A 22,254-nucleotide genomic window follows, 5' to 3' on the forward strand; every position below is an offset into this window, starting at 1 on the left:
ACTCAATATCTAAACAAGTTAAAATTAATCCTTGTATCTGGTTGATTCCCTAACCACAAGTGAAGTTTTAACGACTCGAGTTACAGGTTCATAATCCATACTCCTATCTTTTATTCTTTCTAGTAGTAGTTCTGTTGCTTTTAAACCAACCTCCTGACCATGTTGCTCCAAAGTGGTTAAGGCCGGATCTGTCACACGAGACACAATACCATCAGTAAAACCAATAATTGAAATATCCTCCGGAACACGCAGACCTGCTTTCTTAACAACTGAAAGAGCACCTGCCGCAGTCAGTTCGTTCACAGCAAATATCGCATCGGGACGTTCAGGAAGGCTCAACAAGGCAGGGACCAACTCTTTGGCTTCATCAAAACTGTCACACTTTATAATCAGGTCTTCATCGACAGCACGTTTATTCTTAATTAATGCCTGACGATAACCTTGTAATCTATTTTGACCAATAAGCATGTGCTGTGGGGCCGACAAATGTGCAATTCGTTTACACCCTGTATCGATCAAATGTTGAACCGCTGAAAAAGCACCTGCAAAATCATCAACAATCACATTATCTGAAGATAATTCATTACAAATACGATCAAAAAATACGATAGGTATCCCATTACTTCTCAGCTCGCGAAAATGATCATAATTTTTGGTCTCTTTTGACATTGAAACCAAAACACCATCAACTCGACTTGATAATAACGCTTGTGCATTATCCAGTTCACGTTCGTAAGATTCATTGGACTGAAAAATCATAACATTGTAGCCTCCATCGTGGGCTATTTTTTCAATACCACTAATAACCGAAGAAAAGAAATGATGAACTATTTCAGGAATAATCACACCAATAACATTGCTTTTACTACTTCTCAAACTTAAAGCAACGGCATTGGGCTTATAATGCCAGGCCTTAGCCAAAGCATTCACCGCCTCCTTCGTTTTCACACTTATATCCGGATGATCTTTTAAAGCTCTTGACACTGTTGAAGCTGAAATACCTAACTCTTTAGCGATATCTTTTATGGTTACCTGTCCGCTTCTCATATATTTTCATTTTTAAACTAAAATAACATATTCCATTCAAGGTCTTCATAGCCCGTAAAAAAATAGACTTTATCCAGATTTTGATTTCCTTCAAGCGTAAATATAAGAATAAATCAACAATTAATATTGACTTCCCACCCGTCAAAAATATGCAGATATATGCATATCGAAATATCATACGTTTGCGGTGACGTTTGCGACGATTTTAGAGCTATTCACATTCATTCAATAAAATGATTAATGACACGCTTTCTACCTTTAGCGCCGAAAATAATTAAGGCTAACTATAGATTTAGCTAACGATTAATTTACAAGAAAGGAAAATTCATAGTCGGAAACATTGAGTTCAATAATTGTAAACTAATTGCTAAATCTTTAAAACATGATTGAATAAAGAGATAGACTCATACAAATATCGAAAACGATTTAAATATGAACCCTGTTTCGAAAAACCATCATCAACACAAACTTCTTATTTACATTAAACTTTTAATTTATGAAACTTAACATTAGTATGTTCAGAAAACTGCTTCTCTTGTTGGTTATGGTATGCTCTTTTACCATTACACAAGCTCAGGAAAAAGTAGTTTCCGGTACAGTTACCGATGCAAACGATGGCATGGGAATCCCCGGTGTTTCTGTAGTTGTTAAAGGAACCACTACGGGTACGAGTACTGACTTTGATGGTCATTTTTCCATTTCTGCCGATGCATCTTCAACTTTGGTATTTTCTTTTATTGGATATAAGAGTCAAGAAATACCCGTTGGCGATCAAACTAACTTGAACATTGCTTTAGCAACCAATACCGAAAACCTTTCCGAAGTTGTTGTGATTGGTTATGGACAAGTTAAAAAAGAAGATGCTACGGGTTCTGTTATAGCCATCAAATCAGATGATTTCAATAAAGGATCTATTTCATCGCCACAGGAACTACTAACTGGTAAAATGCCGGGTGTAACAATTACCTCAGGAGGTGGCGCACCTGGGGCAGGTTCTACCATTCGTATTCGTGGGGGATCTTCTCTCTCAGCCAGCAATGATCCATTGATTATTATTGATGGCGTCCCTGTAAGCAGCGATGCCGTTTCAGGTATGCGTAACCCATTAAACACGATCAATCCGAATGATATTGCGACTTTCACAGTATTAAAAGATGCTTCGGCAACAGCTATCTATGGTTCAAGAGCTTCGAATGGTGTTATTCTTGTAACAACTAAGAAGGGTAAAAAAGGACAGGATTTTAAAGTCAATTATTCTGGAAATGTTTCAGTTAATACCGTTGCAAAACAAATTAATCTGCTTAACACCGAAGAACTGGGAGAAGTCATTCAACAATATTACCCTGACAAAATTAATCTGTTAGGAACAGAAAATACAGACTGGCAAAAAGAAATCTTCGAAACGTCAATCAGTCACGATCACAACATTAACTTCTCTGGCTCAGAATACAACACGCCTTACCGTGTATCAATTGGGTATACTGATCAGGAAGGGATATTGAAAACTTCGAGTTTAGAACGTTATACAGGTGCATTGACCTTAAATCCTACATTCTTTGATGATCACTTAAAAGTGAACATTAATGCAAAGGGGTTGTATATTAAGAATCGTTTTGCTGATACCGGAGCAATAGGTGGTGCCCTTGCATTTGATCCTAGCCGTCCTGTAAAATCAGACGATACCAAATACGACAAATACGGCAATTACTATACTTACTTTAACGGTGATGTAAGAGACGTATTGGCACCTACAAATCCATTAGCTCTTTTAAATCAAAAAAGAGATGAGTCGGAAGTAAAAAGATTTATTGGTAATACACAATTTGATTACAAGTTCCATTTCTTGCCAGAACTTAGAGCCAATTTGAATGTGGCATACGATTACTCAAAATCAGAAGGTGATATCATAGAAGATGCTGAAGCTGCCTGGACTGAATCCAGTAATGGGAATGGTTCGAGGAAAGTTTATTCGCAAGAAAAGAAAAACGAATTGGTAGAATTCTATTTAAACTATAAAAAAGATTTTGACCAATTTGATTCAAAAATTGATTTGGTTGGAGGATATTCGTGGCAACACTTCTGGAGAGAAGATGCAAATAGTGCAACAACCACATTTGATCAGTCATTCGAAAAATCGCCCGCTTCACAGTCAGGAACTGAAAATTACCTCGTTTCATTTTTTGGACGTATGAACTATACATTCAAAGATCGCTACTTATTAACCTTCACACTTCGTCAGGATGGTTCTTCAAGATTCTCAAAAGACAATCGTTGGGGACTTTTCCCATCTGCTGCCTTTGCATGGCGAATGAATGAAGAGCTTTTCTTAAAGAAGTTTGAAAAATTATCTAACTTGAAATTACGTTTAGGTTATGGTGTAACAGGTCAGCAAGAAATTGGACAAGGAGATTATCCTTACCAGGGGATCTATAACATCGGTAATGATCAGGCTCGTTATCAATTTGGAGATACTTACTACAATACAATCCGTCCCAATGCTTACGATGCAGATATCAAATGGGAAGAGACAACCACTTATAATATTGGATTAGACTTTGGTTTCTTCAACAACAGATTAAATGGTAGTGTAGATGCTTATAAGCGTAAAACTAAAGACTTGATCAATGAAATTGATGTAGCCGCAGGTTCAAACCTTAAAAATCGTGTTGTAACCAATATTGGTTCTCTTGAAAATGAAGGTCTCGAAATTTCTTTAAACGGAATTATTGTTTCAAATGATGACTGGAATTGGGAATTGAATGCCAATGCCGCTTACAACAAAAATGAAATCACCAAATTAACCGACTCAAATGATCCAAACTTCAAAGGGGTCTTTACAGGTGGAATTTCTGGTGGTACAGGAAATAACATTCAAATTCATAGCACAGGTCATGCTGCAAACGCATTCTATGTTTATCAACAAATGTACGATGTAAATGGAAAACCTCTTGAAGGTGTTTATGTTGACCGTAACAATGATGGTCAAATTACTCTTGAAGGTGATCGTTATATCTACCAAAAGCCGTCGGCCGATTGGACTTTCGGATTTGGATCTAACTTGGGTTACAAAAAATGGACACTATCGATGAATGCCCGTTTAAGTTTAGGTAATTACGTTTACAACAACATCGAATCAGACAAAGGTCATTTCGAAGGCGTAGTTAGCTCACTTAACAACATTACGAACCGTGTGGCTAATGCTAATGACGCAAAGTTCTTTACTGCTCAATACCACTCTGATTATTTCATTCAGGATGCCTCATTCTTTAAGCTGGATAATGTCACACTAGGTTATGATTTGGGTAAAGTTTGCCAGGATAAACTGAATATCTATTTGTATACGACTGTTCAAAATGTATTCACTATTACAGATTACAAAGGATTGGATCCTGAGATATTTGGTGGTATTGATAATAACATCTACCCAAGACCAAGAACATTCCTATTGGGAGTAAACGTTAATTTCTAATTCATTTCGATATGAAAACTAATATAAAAAAATATATACTGATGGCTGCTGTAGCTTTGGGCTCAACGTTAACTTCGTGTGTTGACGACCTGGATACTACACCTATCGATCCTAATTATAAATCAGGAGATAAAATTTATGTTTCAGCTGAATCATACAAGCAAGGACTTTCAAAACTTTACGGTTCGTTTGTACTTGCTGGACAGGAAGGTGCCGGAGATAACGCTGATATAGCCGGAGGAGATCCTGGTTCTACAGTTTATACCCGTTTGTTATTCTACTGTCAGGAACTCTCAACCGATGCTGCTATTGCTGCTTGGAATGATGGTGACATCAAAGAATTTCACAATCAAAAATGGACTGCAGGTAACGGTTTTGTGGGAAATATGTACACCCGCTTATACCTAACCATTGGGTTCATCAATCAATATTTAAGAGATACGGAACCAGGAAAACTAATTAGCTCTCTAACTAGCGAAGATCTTAAAAACATCGAGCAATATAGAGCTGAAGCACGTTTGCTTAGAGCAATGGTTTATTACAATGCTTTAGACCTGTTTGGTAGTGTACCTATTCTGACCGAGGCAGACCCGGTAGGTAAGTTTAAACCTGAGCAGAAAACGCGCAAAGAAGTCTTCACATTTGTTGAAACTGAAGTTAATGACATTGAGAATCTGTTAGCTGAACCTGGAAGTAATGAATATGGACGTATTGATAAAGGCGCTGCATGGGCTCTTATGGCAAGAATGTATTTAAATGCAGAAGTCTACATCAACGAATCAAAATACACCGAATGTATCGATTACTGTAAAAAGATCATGCCTTTCTATTCTTTAAATGACAGTTACGAGGAACTATTCATGGCTGACAATCATTTAAAAACCAATGAAATGATATTTGCGTTTGCATGCGACGGATTAAATTCTCAAACTTACGGAGCAACAACCTATCTTATCCATGCTGCAATTGGTGGTGATTATGTACCAGCCAATGCCGGTATTAACGGTGGTTGGGGTGGAAACCGTGTAACATCTGCTTTCGTAAACAAGTTTGATCAGAATAATGACAAAAGAGCAATGTTCTTTACAGAAGGACAATCTCTGGAAATTGATCAAATTGGTGAATTCACCGAAGGTTATATGCTAGTAAAATACACCAACAAAAATTCTGATGGTACTAATGGATCTGATGATAATTTTGTTGATACAGATTTCCCAATATTCCGTTTAGCTGATGTTTATTTAATGTATGCTGAATCTGTTTTGCGTGGTGGAAATGGCGGATCAATAGGAGAAGCAACTTCATATGTCAATCAGCTAAGAACCCGTGCTTACGGTAACACTTCCGGAAACATTACAGAGGCCGATTTAACTCTTGATTTTATTATTGATGAAAGAGCCAGAGAACTTTCTTGGGAATGTATGAGAAGAACAGATCTTATCCGCTTTGGTCAATTTAGTAACTCTAAATATTTATGGCCTTGGAAAGGTGGTCTTAAAGATGGTAAATCAGTAGATTCACACTACAACCTATATCCTATTCCATTGAGCGAATTAAATTCAAATTCGAATTTAACTCCAACTCCTGGTTACTAATCTAAATTCAAACAAAGATGAAAAATATATTATATTCTGCATTACTTGCTGGATTAGCCCTATTATCAGGCTGTACTGAAGATGAAGATCAGGTATACATGAGTGCTAATCCGGTACAACCAGTCCTTCAACTTCCTGAAAATGGAGAGGCTTATATTATCAGCGAGGCCACTGGCGAAAATAGGCTTGCCTTCAAATGGTCAGATGCTGATTTTGGAGCACCAACTGAGATTACCTATAAACTACAAGCTGATAAAGATGGTGGCGATTTCTCAAAACCTATTGAATTGGGAGAAACAACCAATAATTTTATAAGTCTGAAAAGTAGTGCTGTAAACGGAATATTGGTACGAAATGATTTTGAGGCTGAAAAACCGGTGATCGTTCTATTAAGAGTTACAGCTTCAATTTCTTCTAACATTGCTCCTATTACTTCTGAAGTAATTGAAACAAGTTTCACCTTGTACAAATTAGCAGACCCTAATGATGATGGTTCGCGCATTTATATGGTGGGTGCAGCTGTTCCTGCGGGATGGAATCCTGGAGATGCAGTTGAAATGATTAATATTGCACCGAATATTTATCGTGCAACAACTACTTTTGCTGTAGACCGTTTCCGTTTCTTAGGACAAAAAGACTGGAGTCCGGTTTCATACAACTTCCCATTCTTCACTGGTAGCGTTGATAATAATTTCGAAAATGCCAGACAGGCAGACAGAGAAGATGGTGATGAAAACCTTTGGTTTAAGGGAATTCCTGGAGAATACACAATTACAGTCGATTTAAATACAAAATCAATCATACTGGATGCAGCACATACAGATGATAATTCCAGAATATATATAGTTGGCGCAGGTGTTCCTGACGCTGGCTGGGATCCTGGTAAAGCTGTAGAAATGGTAAATATTGCTCCCAATGTGTATCAGACAGTTACTGAATTTGCAGTAGATCGCTTCCGCTTTCTGGGACAAAAAGACTGGAGTCCAACCTCATATAACTTTCCATTTTTTAGTGGAGGTGTAAGTTCTAATCTTGAAAATGCTTTACAAGCAGATAGAGAAGATGGTGATGAAAACCTCTGGTTTAAAGGAACTGCAGGAAAACATATTATAACGGTTGACCTTGACAATAAAACCGTTGAAATTTATTAATACATTAAAGAGGGAATCCAGAAACGGGTTCCCTCTTTTTTTTTTGACTTCCATTTTCATGTGATTTAAATGATATAATTTCTCAACGCCAAACTTAATTAGTTCTTTTCTCTTTGATATATTGGCATATAAATGAAAATTCCGAATCAAGTCATCCCTCAAATAGCACTGTGGAATACCCATCTGCAAGTCTGTGCCCTCCTATACCATTACCCCTGAAACTACAAGACTCAGTCACTAAGCGTTCGTCACTTTTTTCTTTTCCCAGACTTGAACTTGAATAACCTTAAAACGATTAGAGTATTTACGATAAAATTTCATACTCTGACACGATATCCTTTTAACATTTATTCACTTCTCATAAATTTTTCTTATATTAGTATGTCAGCTAGGTTTCGGTAACACATTGATAATACACGAAATATGACCTCAAACAAACTTCTACTCCCTACTCTGAAGATGAGTATTAGGAATAATTTAACAATGAATTGGGACCTTATTCTATGATACATATATTCAAACATACACATATTAATATATCAAACGTTTGCGGTGACGTTTGCGACGATTTTATAAGCTTTTAACATTCATTAACTTATACGATTAATCAAGCACTTCATATATTTATGTAGAAAATAATTAAGGCTAACTTAAGATTTAGACAACAATTGGTATACAATAAAGGAAAATTCATAGTCGGAAACATTGAGTTCAATAATTGTAAACTAGTTCCTAAATCTAAACTTGATAGAATAATGAAATAAAGTGGTATTAATATCGAAAACGATTGCAGTTAAACTCTATCTCTTAAAACTATCATTACATCTAACTTCTTATTTATCTTAAATTTACATTTATGAAACTTAACATTAGTATGTTCAGAAAACTACTTCTCTTGTTAGTAATGGTATGTTCTTTTACCATTATACAAGCTCAAGAGAGAGTAGTAACTGGTACAGTTACCGATGCAAACGATGGCATGGGAATACCCGGCGTTTCTGTAGTTGTTAAAGGAACAACTGTAGGTACAAGTACCGACATTGACGGTAAATTCACCGTCACAGCCGATGCCACATCAACCCTCGTATTTTCTTTTATTGGTTATAAAACTCAGGAAATACTTGTTGGCACTCAAACACTAGTTAATATCGTTTTAAGTGCCGACGTCGAAAACCTTTCCGAAGTTGTTATTGTAGGTTACGGTCAAGTTAGAAAGGAAGATGCTACAGGAGCAGTATTCTCATTAAAATCAGATGACTTTAACCAGGGATCTACGAGTTCTCCTCAAGATTTAATCGTTGGTAAGGTTGCTGGGGTACAAATCATCAGTGATGGTGGAGCTCCTGGTTCTGGTGCAACGATTCGTATTCGTGGAGGGTCTTCAATGTCAGCAAGTAATGACCCACTCATTGTAATTGACGGAATGCCTTTGGATAATAAAGCAATTGATGGGATGAGTAATGTTTTAAGCTCATTAAACCCTAACGATATTGAAACTTTTACCGTATTAAAAGATGCATCAGCAACTGCTATTTACGGTTCACGTGCTTCGAATGGTGTAATCCTTATTACAACTAAAAAAGGGAAAGCTGGTCAAAAAATACAAATCACCTATGACAATAAATTCTCAATAGGTAAGATTAAAGAAACTATTGATGTTTTAAGTGCTGAGGAATATAGAGCTTTAGTTAATGAAAGAGCTTTAACAAACTCTTCAGTCAACCCAGCATTAATGGGTAAGGCATCTACAGATTGGCAAGATGAAATATACAGAGATGCAACAGGTCAAGAGCATAACCTTGGTATTTCAGGTTCTTACAAAAATATTCCATTTCGAGTTTCTGCTGGTTACACAGATCAAAATGGGATTTTGCAAACTTCTGAAATGCAAAGAACTACAGGAACCTTAAATTTAAACCCTAGCTTTTTAGATGACCATTTAAAAATAAACATGGGTGTAAAATACATGATGATTGAAAACCGATTTGCTGATAAAGGGGCTATCGGTAGTGCATTACGCTATGACCCAACACAATCTGTTTTTAACAAGACTGGAATTTATGGTGGCTATACAACATGGTTAATGGGAGATGGATCAAGGAACGTAAATGGAACACGTAACCCTGTCGCTCAACTACAACAAAAAAATGATAAATCTGAAGTATCAAGAGTAATCGCAGATTTTCAAGCAGACTATAAATTACATTTCCTTCCAGACTTAAAAGCTAGTATGAAGCTGGGCTATGACTATTCTGATAGTGATGGTAGTGTTATTACAGACCTAGATGCTTCATGGGTTAGAGCTTCTTCTACAGGTGTAAAGAGAGATTATACTCAAGAAAAGAAGAATGAATTAGTCGACTTCTACCTTACTTATAATAAAGACCTTCCATCATTAAGCAGTAAATTTAATGTCATGGGTGGTTATGAGTGGCAGCATTTCTGGTCTAAATCATCAGCTTTCGAAGTTGATCGAAATGATGACGAAATTGAAGATTCTAAAAATGAAACAGAAAACTATTTGGTTTCATTCTTTGGTAGAGCTAACTACACATTTATGGACAAGTACATCGTTACAGCTACATTACGTAAAGATGGTTCATCAAGATTCCATAAGGATAATAGATGGGGAACTTTCCCTTCTGCAGCTTTTGCATGGAGAATGAGTGAAGAAGCCTTTGTTAAAAATATTGAGGCAATTAGTAATATCAAGCTTCGTTTAGGATATGGTATTACAGGTCAGCAAGAGTTAAATAGTGGGGACTATCCATATATGGGAACCTACCGATTAAGTGATTCAAGAACCAGATACCAGTTTGGGGATCAATTCTATACTCTAATAAGACCTGATGGATACGACGAAGGCTTACAATGGGAAAAAACGACTACTTATAATGCAGGTATCGACTTTGGATTCTTTAATAACAGACTGAATGGTACTTTTGATCTGTATAAGCGTAAAACAAAAGACCTATTAAATACAATCCCTGTACCTGCAGGAACAAACTTTACGGATAGATTACTAACAAATGTTGGTGATTTAGAAAACAATGGATTTGAATTCTCTGTTAATGCAATCGTTTTGGATAAAGATAATTTGTATTGGGAGCTTGGATTTAATCTTGCATATAACAAAAACGAGATTACCCGTTTGACCAATTATGATGATCCTGATTACAGAGGTGTTGAAACTGGAGACATTAGTGGTGTTGGTGTTGGTAATACGATCCAAATTAATGCTGTTGGGCACGCACTAAATACATTTTATGTATATGAACAAGTGTATAATAAAAGCGGAAAACCAATCGAAGGTCTTTATGTAGATAGAAACAAAGATGGTCAAATCACATCTGCCGATAAATATTATGCTGAAGATCCTGCCCAGGATTACAATATGGGATTTTCATCTTATATCAAATATAAGGACTTCGACTTTGGATTTAACGGTCGAATTGGAATTGGAGGTCAGATTTACAACAATGTTATTGTAGGCGGTCGTTATCAGGAGATGACAGTCAACGAGTACTTGACCAACATGCCTTCAGAAATTAATAAGTCAAAGTTTGAGACGGCTCAACAATATTCTGATTATTTCCTTGAAGACGCATCCTATTTAAGAATCGATAATATTACTCTGGGCTATAACTTTACTAAATTATTAAAACCTCTTCTAGGTTTTGATATGAACGCAAGAGCATTTGCAACTGTTCAAAATGCATTTGTATTTACAGACTATAGTGGATTAGATCCTGAAGTTAACGGAGGTATTGACAATGATGTATATCCAAGACCAAGAACATTCTTGTTTGGATTAAATGTGAAATTTTAATTGATAAATGTTATTAATTATGGATAAGAAATATTTTAAAACAAATTATATCATGATAGCATTTGCATTATTATTTGCATGTGTGTCGTGTGTCGATGATTTGAATACGCTACCTCTTGATGAGGATATAAAGACTGGAGAAAATGTATTAACTGATGCAGAGTCGTATAAACAACTCTTAGCCAAATGCTATGCAGGCCTAATCGTGGGAGGTCAAACAGCTGTTGACGCTGATCAGGATATCAGTAGTATCAATGGTGGTTTTTCATCTTATTTAAGACTATTTTGGAATCATCAGGAACTGCCAACCGACGAGGCTATTTGTGCCTGGAACGATGGGAACTTAAGAGATTTACATGATATGGACTGGACAAATTCCAATGAGTTTATTACAGCCATGTATTATCGAATAACACTTCAGATAGCCTATTGTAATAATCTGATTAAACTCACAAATGGTAAATCAGAATACAAAGCTTTTAGTGATGAAGCCAGAGCTTTAAGAGCTTTAAGTTATTATCACATGTTAGATATGTTTGGACGTGGTCCGTTTGTAACCGAGGAAGATGAGATAGGTTCATTTTTCTTTCCTGAAATGGCTACACAAAAAGAATTGTTTGACTACATCAAGAAAGAATTAGAAGCAATTGAAACAGACCTGGCTGAACCTGGAACAAACGAATATGGTCGAGCTGACAAAGGGTTAGCATGGGCTATTTTGGCAAAGATGTATTTAAATGCAGAGGTATATATTGGAGAACCTAAATATACCGAAGCCATTACTTATTGTAACAAAATAATTAATGGTGGCTATTCAATTGAACCCACTTATGCCAATTTGTTCTTAGCTGATAATCATTTGAGAACTAACGAAATCATCTTCCCAATAGCGGCAGATGGTAATAGCACTCAAACCTGGGGAGGTATGACTTTCCTACTTCACTCTACTGTTGGAGGCGATATGCCTGCAAGCGAATCTGGTATTGACGGTGGATGGGGTGGTAACAGAACGACCAAAGCTTTTGTTGAACTGTTCCCTGACGCTACAGGCACAGATAAGAGAGGCATGTTCTATACCGAAGGACAAAATCTGGAAATAGCAGATATTTTCAACTTTAGAGATGGGTATGCACTACGTAAATTTAAGAATATTACATCGACAGGAGCTGTTGGTTCAAACCTATCATTCCCTGATACCGATTTTCCACTATTCAGATTGGCTGATTTTTACCTGGTATATGCAGAAGCAGTCCTCCGTGGTGGTTCTGGTGGAACAAAAGGGCAAGCTGTAATTTACATCAACAAACTTAGAGAAAGAGCATATGGCGATGCATCAGGAAACATCACTGAATCAGATTTAACTCCGGATTTTATTCTTGACGAAAGAGGACGTGAGCTTTACTGGGAGTGTCACAGAAGAACTGACCTTGTTCGATTTGGAAAATTAACCGGAGGCACATACAATTGGCCTTGGAAAGGTGCTGTTGTTGATGGTAAAGCTACAGACGCAAAATATAATGTGTTTCCTATTCCATCCTCAGACATAAATGCAAATCCAAATCTGTCGAATATCTCAGGTTACTAATCGATATTAAATGATACGTTATGAAGAATTTTAAATATATACTAATATTACTTCTCGCAGTAAGCCTTTTTTCATGCGAAGATGATGATATTTTGAAGTTAAATGAGTCAGAATATGTACCTGCCTCAAATATTGCAGGCTTTGGTGAGACTTTAGCGATATCAAAGGCTATAAAAGCTGAGACTATTCAGGTATCGTATACACCTGCTTCATATGGAATAGATATTGTTGTAACAGATACCCTTCAATTTTCAACTACAGCTGATTTTTCTAAACCTGTTAGTTTTGATATTGGTGCATCTGAAAACACGTTCTCATTCACTGTAGGAGCCATTAATGAACTACTTACAGAATCCCTAGAATTAACTGTAGATGTAGAAACTACAGTTTATGCAAGAATAATGACAAACTCACTAGATGGAGTTGAAACTCAGTATTCTTCGGTAGTGAACTTTAAAACAACACCTTATCTGGATATCCTATTTGCACCAAACACCTTCTATCTGTTTGGTGATGGTGTAGGACGCGTCGCACAGAACAACAAACTTAAACTAAATAAAGTCTGGGGTGAAGATGATGCCTGGATGATTGTTTGGATGGAGGCTTCAGGAAGCTTTAAATTGTGTTCTGATGAAAACTACAAGGGAGTTATAGGAAGGATTGGAGATTCTGTTAATGGGGAATATACATTAGGAACTAATACGGGGACTCCTGAAGACAGAGGTGAAGATATTCCAGTACCAGGAACTGCAGGATATTATACTGTGGGTGTAAATCTGGCAACTAATAAACTAATGATAGAGCCTGCTAATGTTTATGTATGCGGACCTACCATCGGTGACGTGTGGCCTACAAGTTCTGTTACAGAAGAGAACAAATTTAAGTTAGATGCTGATAATAAAAAGATGTATTTAACCAAAAGTTATTCAGCTGGCGAACTAAGACTTCATGTAACACATCCTTATATTTCCGCTTCAGACTGGTGGCACGCTGAATTCATATTCCTTAATGGCAAAATTGAATACAGAGCTGACGGTGATGATCAGGAAAGATTAAATATTAACGCAGGTGAACAGACTATAGAGCTTGACTTTATTAATCAAACTGGTAAAATTGAATAAAAATGACGAATCTTAAATATTTATTTATATCACTATTGGCTGTTTTCTTTATCGCCTGTGAAGACGATTTTGAAACACCAAATGTAACCGCGCCTGTTCAAGGAACAGCTCCGGTACTTGAAGAAGTAACTGAGGCTATAGATCTGATTCTTATGAAAAAGAATGAAAAAGATACTATAGTCGATTTAAGCTGGTCTGCTGCAACATACGCTGATCCTATTGGAGTTAGATACTACGTTCAGGTTGATACCGTAAATAATGAGTTTAAAAACCCATTGGAATTTGATCGTGTAGCAACAACTGAAACATCTATTAAAGTAGGAGATTTAAATACTCTTATTTCGAGCAGATATGCTCCAGCTAAACAGGTAGAACTTGAAGTAAGAATCAGAGCTTTTGCTAATGAGGATCTTGATAATTTGTACACTGCTTCGTTTACAATGAAGGTGACTCCATATCTTGATGTACCTATCCCTGCAGAACTATTTATGTACGGAACAGCGACTGCTACAGAACAAGTAAGTGGAGCCTTAAAAGCTTATGGTAAAGACAATATATTTACCAAATACCTAAAGCTGACAAAAGATGGTTTATTTAAATTTTCAGACAAACAAGCAGATGATGGTTATGACTATAACTTCGGTAAATTTGCTACTGTTTCTGATAATATTGAAGCGGCTGCAGATGATGCAGGAAACTTCAAGTTTACAGGTGAAACAGGATGGTATGCCGTAACGGCTGACTTTGTAAGCAGTAATTTATCTATAGCTCCTTATATGGTAGAATCAACTACTTATGGATATGACTACGATAATATTTATATGGTAGGTGGTTACAATTCTACAGATCCATTTTGGGATGCTGGCAATGCGGTTGCAATGACCAAGAAAAGTGAAGGTGTTTTCACTATTGAAAAAGAATTACAAGATGGTGCTGAATTCAAATTTATTGGCCAACAGAGCTGGGGCGATCTTGATTGGGGTAACATCGCCGAAAAAGGTCAGTCTGGTATCTTAGCTCCTAAAGGAAAGAATGATAACATAACTTTTGATGGTGCTGATGCTGTTTATAACATTACAGTCGACCTTAATGCTGGGACTTATAGTATTGAAGCTAAACCTGTTTTCCCAACAGAACTATACATGACCGGTAATGGAGTTGGTCCGGATGATGAAGATTGGAATTGGAAAAACGAACTTCAATTTGTTCCTGTTAACAGTCATCCTGAATTGTTCTGGAAAATCGTTTGGATGAAAGGTTCAGGAAACTTCAAATGTGCTCCTCAAGCTGCATGGGCAGGTGGAGACTTTGGTAGAGATGGAGATGCAACCAATGGAGTTTATGCAAAAGGTGGTACAGACATTCCTGTTCCAGCTACAGCTGGATATTACATGGTTGTTGTTGACCTAGCAAATAACACTATCGAAATTGCCGAGCCTAAGGTTTACGGTATGGGTAATGTATTTGGTGGTTGGGATGGTGGAGATCCTGCTGATCTTTTCACTGTTGACAATACCAATAAAGTAATTAAATTTGATGGAGTTCCTAACGATGGCGAATTAAGAATGTATGTTGATGCACCAACATTGAACTGTGATTGGTGGCAAGCTGAATTCATCGTTCTTAATGACAAAATTGAATTCAGAGGAACTGGTGGTGACCAGGATAGAGTAAATGTTACTGCAGGTGACAATATCTCTCTTAACTTCTTAACCGGAGCTGGTTCGATCACAACACCTTAATAAAACTATAAGCATGTAGGGTAGTCATGAGGCTACCCTGCTTCAAATAATTAAATGCAATTGGTAACTATTCTGGTTGCTGATTGCATTTTTTTATACTGAAACCAAACGGAATTCAATCAATACAAAGTTCTGATTATGAAGAAACTTTACACATACCTTACCTTTATATTCCTGCTAATGTCATTCATTAGTCAGGCACAAATCATAACAACCTCTCCCGCCTTTCCAACCGAAAGTGATGGAGTAACCATCACTTATGACGCTACATTAGGAACCGGAGGTTTAAAGGATTTCACTGGAGATGTTTATGCACATACTGGTGTAATTACAGATAAAAGTACAAACGATACAGACTGGAAATACGCTCCAACTTGGGGAGACAACAGTGCCAAATACAAATTGACCTCGCTGGGTAACAACAAGTGGGAACTAAAAATACTACCAAACATACGCGAATACTATGGTGTTGCTGCTGGTGAGAAAATATTAAAAATGGCTTTCGTATTCCGTTCTTCTGATAGCTCAAAAGAAGGAAAAGGCGATGGAGGAACAGATATATTTGCAGATGTAAGCGAAGGTGGCATAAATGTTAGCTTCTCTGTTCCTGCTAACAATAAAGTCATTCAAAAAAATGAAGATTTACAAGTAACAATACAATCAAATGCCAGCACAAACTTAATCCTATTTCTTGATGGTGTTGAAAATGAAACTACCACAGAAACCGAAATTAGTAAAATCATTAATACTGACGTTGCTGGCAATCATGAGTTGGTAGCTGTTGCCTCAGATGGTTCGGAAGAAGTTAGAGATACAGTTAATTTCTTCGTTCGCGATGATGTTGTAAATGAAACCATGCCAGCCAATGTAACTGCTGGTATCAATTATATTGATGATACCTCAGTAACACTTGTACTGTATGCTCCTAATAAGGAATATGTATATGTCATTGGAGATTTTTCAGATTGGAAACTTGATAACATGTACCAAATGAAAAAGGATGGAGATAACTTTTGGGTGACCATTAATAACCTCCAAGTTGGTAAAGAATATATATTCCAATATCTTATTGATGGAGACATTAAAATTGCAGACCCATATGCCGACAAGATATCAGATCCTTGGAACGATCAATACATATCCAATACAACCTATCCTAATTTAATTACATACCCTAGTGATAAAACAAGTGAAATTGCGAGTGTATTCCAAACTGCGCAAACAAGCTACAGCTGGACCGATTCAGGCTTCACTATTCCTGATAAAAAGGATCTTGTTGTTTATGAATTGCATGTTCGCGACTTTGTTGCTACAGGCAATATTAAAACCATAAAAGATACTTTAGATTATTTGGAACGTTTGGGTATTAATGCGATTGAATTAATGCCTTTCAACGAATTCGAAGGCAATGATTCGTGGGGATATAACCCATCCTTTTATTTTGCACCCGATAAAGCTTACGGAACAAAAGAGGATTACAAAGCCTTTATCAACGAATGTCACAAACGTGGAATAGCCGTTTTGATGGATATGGTACTAAACCATTCTTTTGGGCAATCCCCTTTTCTTCGTATGTATTTTGATGGTACTAAGCCTACTGCCGATAGTCCATGGTACAATGTTGAGAACAATTTCGAAAACCCGGATGCCCATTGGGGATACGATTTCAACCATACCAGTCAGGCAACTAAAGATTTGGTTGATAGAATTAACTCATATTGGATGACTGAATATCATATAGATGGTTTCCGCTTCGATTTCACAAAGGGGTTTTCAAATACACCACATAGTAATTCAACAGATCCCTGGGGAAGTCAATACGATCAGCAGCGGATTGATATATTAAAACGAATGGCTACAGAAATATGGAATGTAAAATCAGATGCCGTCGTTATTTTCGAACACTTATCAGAAAATTCTGAAGAAAAGGAACTGGCGGCTCATGGAATTATGCTTTGGGGAAATGCCAATCATGATTATAGCGAAGCTACTAAGGGTAATAGTTCAAATTTTAGTTGGACTTCTTGGAAAAACAGAGGCTGGGATGGCCCTAAAGTGGTCAGCTATATGGAAAGTCACGACGAAGAACGTTTGATGTACCGAAATCTATCAGAAGGTTCTTCTTTGGATGGTTATAATGTCAGAAATCTGAAGACTGCCCTTTCTAGAATCGAAACCGCTGCTGCTTTCTTCTTAACCATTCCCGGACCAAAAATGATCTGGCAGTTTGGCGAATTAGGTTATGACATTTCCATTGATGAAAACGGACGTACTGGTAAAAAACCAATTCATTGGGAATATCAAGATGATCCAAACCGAAAAAGAGTTTTCCAGGTGTTTGCAGCACTTGCTAAAATTAAAAAGGAAGAAGTTGCATTTGAATCTGACGATTTTAGCCTGAATACCAGCCAAGCTTTAAAGCAAATTGAGATCAACCACGCCGATATGGATGTCCGCATCATTGGTAACTTCGATGTAAAAACAGGTAGTATCTCTCCAAAATTTAGTCAAACTGGTACGTGGTATGATTACTTCTCTGGCACAGAAATCAATGTAACAGATGTTGATACCAGTATACAACTTGCTCCTGGAGAATACCATATCTATACAACAAAACAATTAACCACTCCAAATGTAATTTCAGCTCCCCAAGCATCCGATGTTCTTATAACCGGAACTGCCAAAGAGAATGAAACACTGACAGCCTCCTACTCCTACTCCGACGCAAATGGAGATTTAGAAGGAACATCAGTTTATAGATGGTATCGAGCAGATGATGTCAATGGTACAAATGAAATAGGAATTACGGGTGCAACAGGTATATCTTACAATCCTGGTGCGGATGATCGTCACAAATTTATTCGATTTTCTGTTACTCCTGTAGCACAAACTGGGGAATTATTACAAGGAGATATTGTCTATAGTACTTACTCTGATAAAATAGTTTCCCTTGTGAATCCTCCTGTTGCTAGTAATGTAGCTATTAATGGTGAGTTCGTACAGGACGCTGTTATAACTGCTTCTTATGAATACTCTGATTCTGAAGAAGATCCTGAAAGCAATTCAATTTTCCAATGGTACCTTGCAGATGATCAATCCGGGACCAACGAAGTGGCTATTACAGGAGCCAATACACTTGAATACACAATTACTCGTCAGGATGTGGGGCGCTATTTGCGTTTCTCTGTAACACCTGTTGCTATAAGCGATGAATTACCTACTGGATCTAAGGTATACTCAGCATACTCTGAGCAAATTGACTATTCAACAGGCATTGAAGATGTTGTGGATGAAGAATTAAACATCTATCCAAACCCTGTACAGAACATGCTGCATTTGGATAATTTGAACCAGGTAAAACGTGTCAGTCTTTACAGTCTTACAGGAAAGACAATTCTTTATAAGAATAACCCGAATAGCAACGAAATACTTGATCTCAGCCACTTAAATCAAGGTATTTACATTATCGTCTTTGATTTCCAGGACAATAGTCGTTTATCAAGAAAATTTATAAAAGAATAAATGTTTAATTGATCATCATAATCCCACTCAACCTGTTGAGTGGGATTTTTTCATCCAGAAAGCCCAAATCTTTTAAGAAAATAAAATCTTAATATATTTATATTTTTTAACAACACATCTAGATATTTCAATACTTTATTCACTATATTTGGCAGTATTATTTTAATTTTTGAACAAAAACACTATGAATTACAAAACTGTATTAATCGTTTTTTTCCTGGTAATTACAGGCCTTTCAACCAGTTTCGCAAAAGGAAATCAATTAGAAGATGCTCAAATAAAAGCTAAGACAGAAGGAAAATTCATTTTCATGAATTTCTCAGGATCCGATTGGTGTCGATCTTGTATGATTCTTAAAAAGACAATACTGGAAAGTCCGGAATTTAAAACTTTTGCAGACAAAAATCTGGTCCTTGTTGATGTTGATTTTCCAAGGAAAAAAAAGAATAGACTGACTGCTGAGCAGACCCTATACAACGAACAATTGGCTGAAAAATACAATAAAGACGGTCAATTCCCCACCATTATCATTATGGATTCTGACATGAATATTGTTGCGAAAACGGGCTATAAAAACCTGAGCCCAACTCAGTATGTTGATCACATTAAAAGCTTGATTGAGTAATCCTATGATCCGAAATATTACCACATTATTATTTCTGATTTTTGCACTGAATTCCTTTGGTCAGAAAGAATCTCACACAAAGGTTCTTCTTTTAATGGGATCCCGGTTTGACATTACAGCTGTAAGTCCAAATCAGGAAAAAGCTCTCAGTGCTATTGAAGCAGGTATTTCTGAAATCAAACGAATTGAGAAATTAATTTCCTCATGGGATCCAAATTCTCAAACATCGGAGATCATACAAAGTGCGGGTATAAAACCTGTCGTTGTTGATCAGGAGTTATTCAATTTGATTCGTCGTTCGCTAAAAATTTCGGACTTGACACAAGGAGCTTTCGATATCAGCTACGCCTCACTTGATAAAGTCTGGCATTTTGATGAAGAAATGAAAGAACTCCCCGATTCGGCTACGGTCGCGGCTTCAGTATCGAAAATCAACTACAAAAATATCATCCTAAATCCTGAAGAAAGAAGCGTATTCCTGAAGGATAAAGGAATGAAAATTGGCTTTGGTGCCATAGGTAAAGGTTACGCTGCCAATAAAGCTTTGGACATTATGTCGAAAATGGGCCTGACCGGAGCTTTGGTCAATGCCTCAGGCGATTTAATCAGTTGGGGAAAAGATGAAGGCGGTAAAGACTGGAAAATAGGTATTGTCAATCCTAAAGAAAAAGATAAGATTTTCTCATGGCTCAACATTAACGAAACCGCTGTTGTTACCTCAGGGAATTACGAGAAATTTGTCACTATAAATGGTCAAAGCTATTCACATATCATCGATCCCAGAACTGGATATCCAGTCAGAGGACTATGTAGTGTCAGTATCATTTGCCCTAACGCCGAGCTTGCTGATGCCTTGGCCACCTCTGTTTTTGTGTTGGGGAAAGATAAAGGTCTCGAATTAATTAATCGATTAAACGGGATAGAATGTCTGCTTATCACCGACAATCAAGAACTCTTCACCTCAGAAAATTTACATTTAGACTATATAAAGAAACCAATTACGAATCACAAATACCAAATTAAAATTGGAGATAAACATGCGCGATAAAAATAAGACAAAGCTGCTTCTTGCCAGTTTAGGCTTATTGTTTGGACTCAACTCATGCGTTTCAGTTGCAGCCTATCAAAAAGCCTATCTAAACGACGAGGCCATGGCTCTAAGAGCCAAAAAGCTTGAAAGCTATGAATCAAATTTTCAATCATACCGAGAAGGTGCCGCCGGAGCAAATGGGGGTAAATCAGGAGGAGGTTGTGGATGCAACTAAGAAAAATAATATTACTCGCTACAATTTTAGCCGGGTCCTATACCCTAATGGCTCAAACTGATAAAAACAGCATTGATGACAAACAAAATGAGAGTCAGAAAAAAGTCAAAAAATCCAAAACAAAACTCAAGGATGCTGAAGCCAATTTCCTGTTAAACTATTATGAGCAGGATGGCGATCATTCACCCGTTACCGGTGGACGTGGCACAGAGAAACTTGAGAATGTAGCCCCAACTTTTGTGGTGCATGTTCCTTTAGATTCAGTATCGAATCTGGATTTGAATTTCGGAATTGACTTTTACACATCTGCTTCTACCAATAACATCGATTATTTCGAAGGTCGTAAAACCGGAGCCTCCGGAAAAGACGTTCGCTCTCATATCAATGCAGCCTACAACAGAGATTTGAGGAATTCTGGAAATGCTTATAGCTTAATGGCTGGATTTTCAGCCGAATTTGATGTCACATCATTTCACTTTGGTGGTTCTTACACGATTAATTCCAAAGATCAGAACCGTTCGCTAAGCCTTGATGCCTTGTATATGAACGATTCATGGAAATTATTATACCCCTACGAAAGAAGAGATGGTACAAATTGGTTAAAAGATGATAAGCGTACAACAATGAAATTTGGTTTATCGTACTCGCAAGTCATCAACAAGCGTTTACAAGCCTTATTTTCAGCTGAAGTTGTTTCTCAATCAGGTCTCTTAAGTACACCATTCCATCGGGTCTTTTTCGATGATGTTAATGGAGTTCCTGACGATAATTTAAGAGATTTCAGTCATGTCGAAATGTTGGATGACAATCGTCTTAAGATTCCAATTTCAATGCGTTTGAATTATTATCTGAACGATTTTATGCGATTGAGAACGTTCTATCGTTTTTATACGGATAGTTGGGGGATTACAGCTCATACAGCAAGTATCGAACTGCCTATGCAAATCACACCATCCTTAATTGCTTCGCCATTCTTCAGATATCACACGCAAACCGCAGCTGATTATTTCTATGAATTTGGTCAGGTGAGTAAAGCAATGGTGGATGCAAAAGAAACTCAATTTTATACTTCAGACTACGATTTATCAGATTTAAGCAGCACAAAAATAGGTTTAGGTTTACAATATTCACCCCTGTTGGGAGTCGGTAAGTTCAAACCGCCTTTTGTAAAAAACAAACAAGTTCAGTTAAAAAGTATTGGTTTAAGAACTGCCTTCTACGATAGAAGTGATGGCTTAAATGCCTGGTTGGTTAGCCTCGATTTTGCTTTTACTTTCTAAAAATAAAAAATGAGTAAAGAGGC

Annotated in this window: 13 protein-coding genes; 12 read left to right on the forward strand and 1 reads right to left on the reverse strand. The window is 37.0% G+C overall.

The window, feature by feature from the left end; all coding sequences use genetic code 11:
- Positions 1-24: 24 nt before the first annotated feature.
- Positions 25-1,047: a LacI family DNA-binding transcriptional regulator gene (locus tag EV201_RS14770; RefSeq protein ID WP_130308409.1), complete on the reverse strand. Its 1,023-nt coding sequence runs from the start codon at positions 1,045-1,047 to the stop codon at positions 25-27.
- Between the two features lie 496 nt (positions 1,048-1,543).
- Between EV201_RS14770 and EV201_RS14775 the strand changes: the two genes are divergently transcribed.
- The 12 genes from EV201_RS14775 (at position 1,544) to EV201_RS14830 (ending at position 22,231) form a co-directional block, all read left to right on the forward strand.
- A complete protein-coding gene (locus EV201_RS14775; RefSeq protein WP_130308410.1) occupies positions 1,544-4,516 on the forward strand; it encodes a SusC/RagA family TonB-linked outer membrane protein in 2,973 nt (990 codons plus the stop codon).
- 11 nt (positions 4,517-4,527) lie between these two features.
- A complete protein-coding gene (locus EV201_RS14780) occupies positions 4,528-6,111 on the forward strand; it encodes a RagB/SusD family nutrient uptake outer membrane protein (RefSeq protein WP_130308411.1) in 1,584 nt (527 codons plus the stop codon).
- 17 nt (positions 6,112-6,128) lie between these two features.
- Positions 6,129-7,262, forward strand: a complete 1,134-nt coding sequence (locus tag EV201_RS14785; protein WP_130308412.1) for a SusE domain-containing protein — start codon at positions 6,129-6,131, stop codon at positions 7,260-7,262.
- Between the two features lie 856 nt (positions 7,263-8,118).
- Entirely contained in the window at positions 8,119-11,091 is a 2,973-nt protein-coding gene (locus EV201_RS14790) for a SusC/RagA family TonB-linked outer membrane protein (RefSeq protein ID WP_130308413.1), read from the forward strand.
- Positions 11,092-11,110: 19 nt separating this feature from the next.
- Positions 11,111-12,676, forward strand: coding sequence for a RagB/SusD family nutrient uptake outer membrane protein (locus EV201_RS14795; protein ID WP_130308414.1), 1,566 nt, complete (start codon positions 11,111-11,113; stop codon positions 12,674-12,676).
- Between the two features lie 20 nt (positions 12,677-12,696).
- Positions 12,697-13,797, forward strand: a complete 1,101-nt coding sequence (locus tag EV201_RS14800; protein ID WP_130308415.1) for a SusF/SusE family carbohydrate-binding protein — start codon at positions 12,697-12,699, stop codon at positions 13,795-13,797.
- 2 nt (positions 13,798-13,799) lie between these two features.
- The gene (locus EV201_RS14805; protein WP_130308416.1) at positions 13,800-15,539 is read left to right on the forward strand and encodes a SusF/SusE family carbohydrate-binding protein; all 1,740 of its coding nucleotides are present in this window, start codon (positions 13,800-13,802) and stop codon (positions 15,537-15,539) included.
- A gap of 138 nt (positions 15,540-15,677) precedes the next feature.
- Positions 15,678-19,061, forward strand: coding sequence for an alpha-amylase family glycosyl hydrolase (locus tag EV201_RS14810; RefSeq protein ID WP_130308417.1), 3,384 nt, complete (start codon positions 15,678-15,680; stop codon positions 19,059-19,061).
- 184 nt (positions 19,062-19,245) lie between these two features.
- Positions 19,246-19,686: a thioredoxin family protein gene (locus tag EV201_RS14815; protein ID WP_130308418.1), complete on the forward strand. Its 441-nt coding sequence runs from the start codon at positions 19,246-19,248 to the stop codon at positions 19,684-19,686.
- Positions 19,687-19,690: 4 nt separating this feature from the next.
- On the forward strand, positions 19,691-20,734 hold the full coding sequence (locus EV201_RS14820) for an FAD:protein FMN transferase (RefSeq protein ID WP_130308419.1): 1,044 nt from the start codon (positions 19,691-19,693) through the stop codon (positions 20,732-20,734).
- Positions 20,724-20,951, forward strand: a complete 228-nt coding sequence (locus EV201_RS14825) for a DUF4266 domain-containing protein (protein WP_130308420.1) — start codon at positions 20,724-20,726, stop codon at positions 20,949-20,951. Before EV201_RS14820 ends, EV201_RS14825 begins: the two co-directional genes overlap by 11 nt.
- Positions 20,942-22,231: a DUF3570 domain-containing protein gene (locus EV201_RS14830; protein WP_130308421.1), complete on the forward strand. Its 1,290-nt coding sequence runs from the start codon at positions 20,942-20,944 to the stop codon at positions 22,229-22,231. The genes EV201_RS14825 and EV201_RS14830 overlap by 10 nt, the downstream gene beginning before the upstream one ends.
- Positions 22,232-22,254: the final 23 nt, after the last annotated feature.

It is taken from the genome of Ancylomarina subtilis (assembly GCF_004217115.1).
In the GTDB taxonomy this organism is placed as follows: domain Bacteria; phylum Bacteroidota; class Bacteroidia; order Bacteroidales; family Marinifilaceae; genus Ancylomarina; species Ancylomarina subtilis.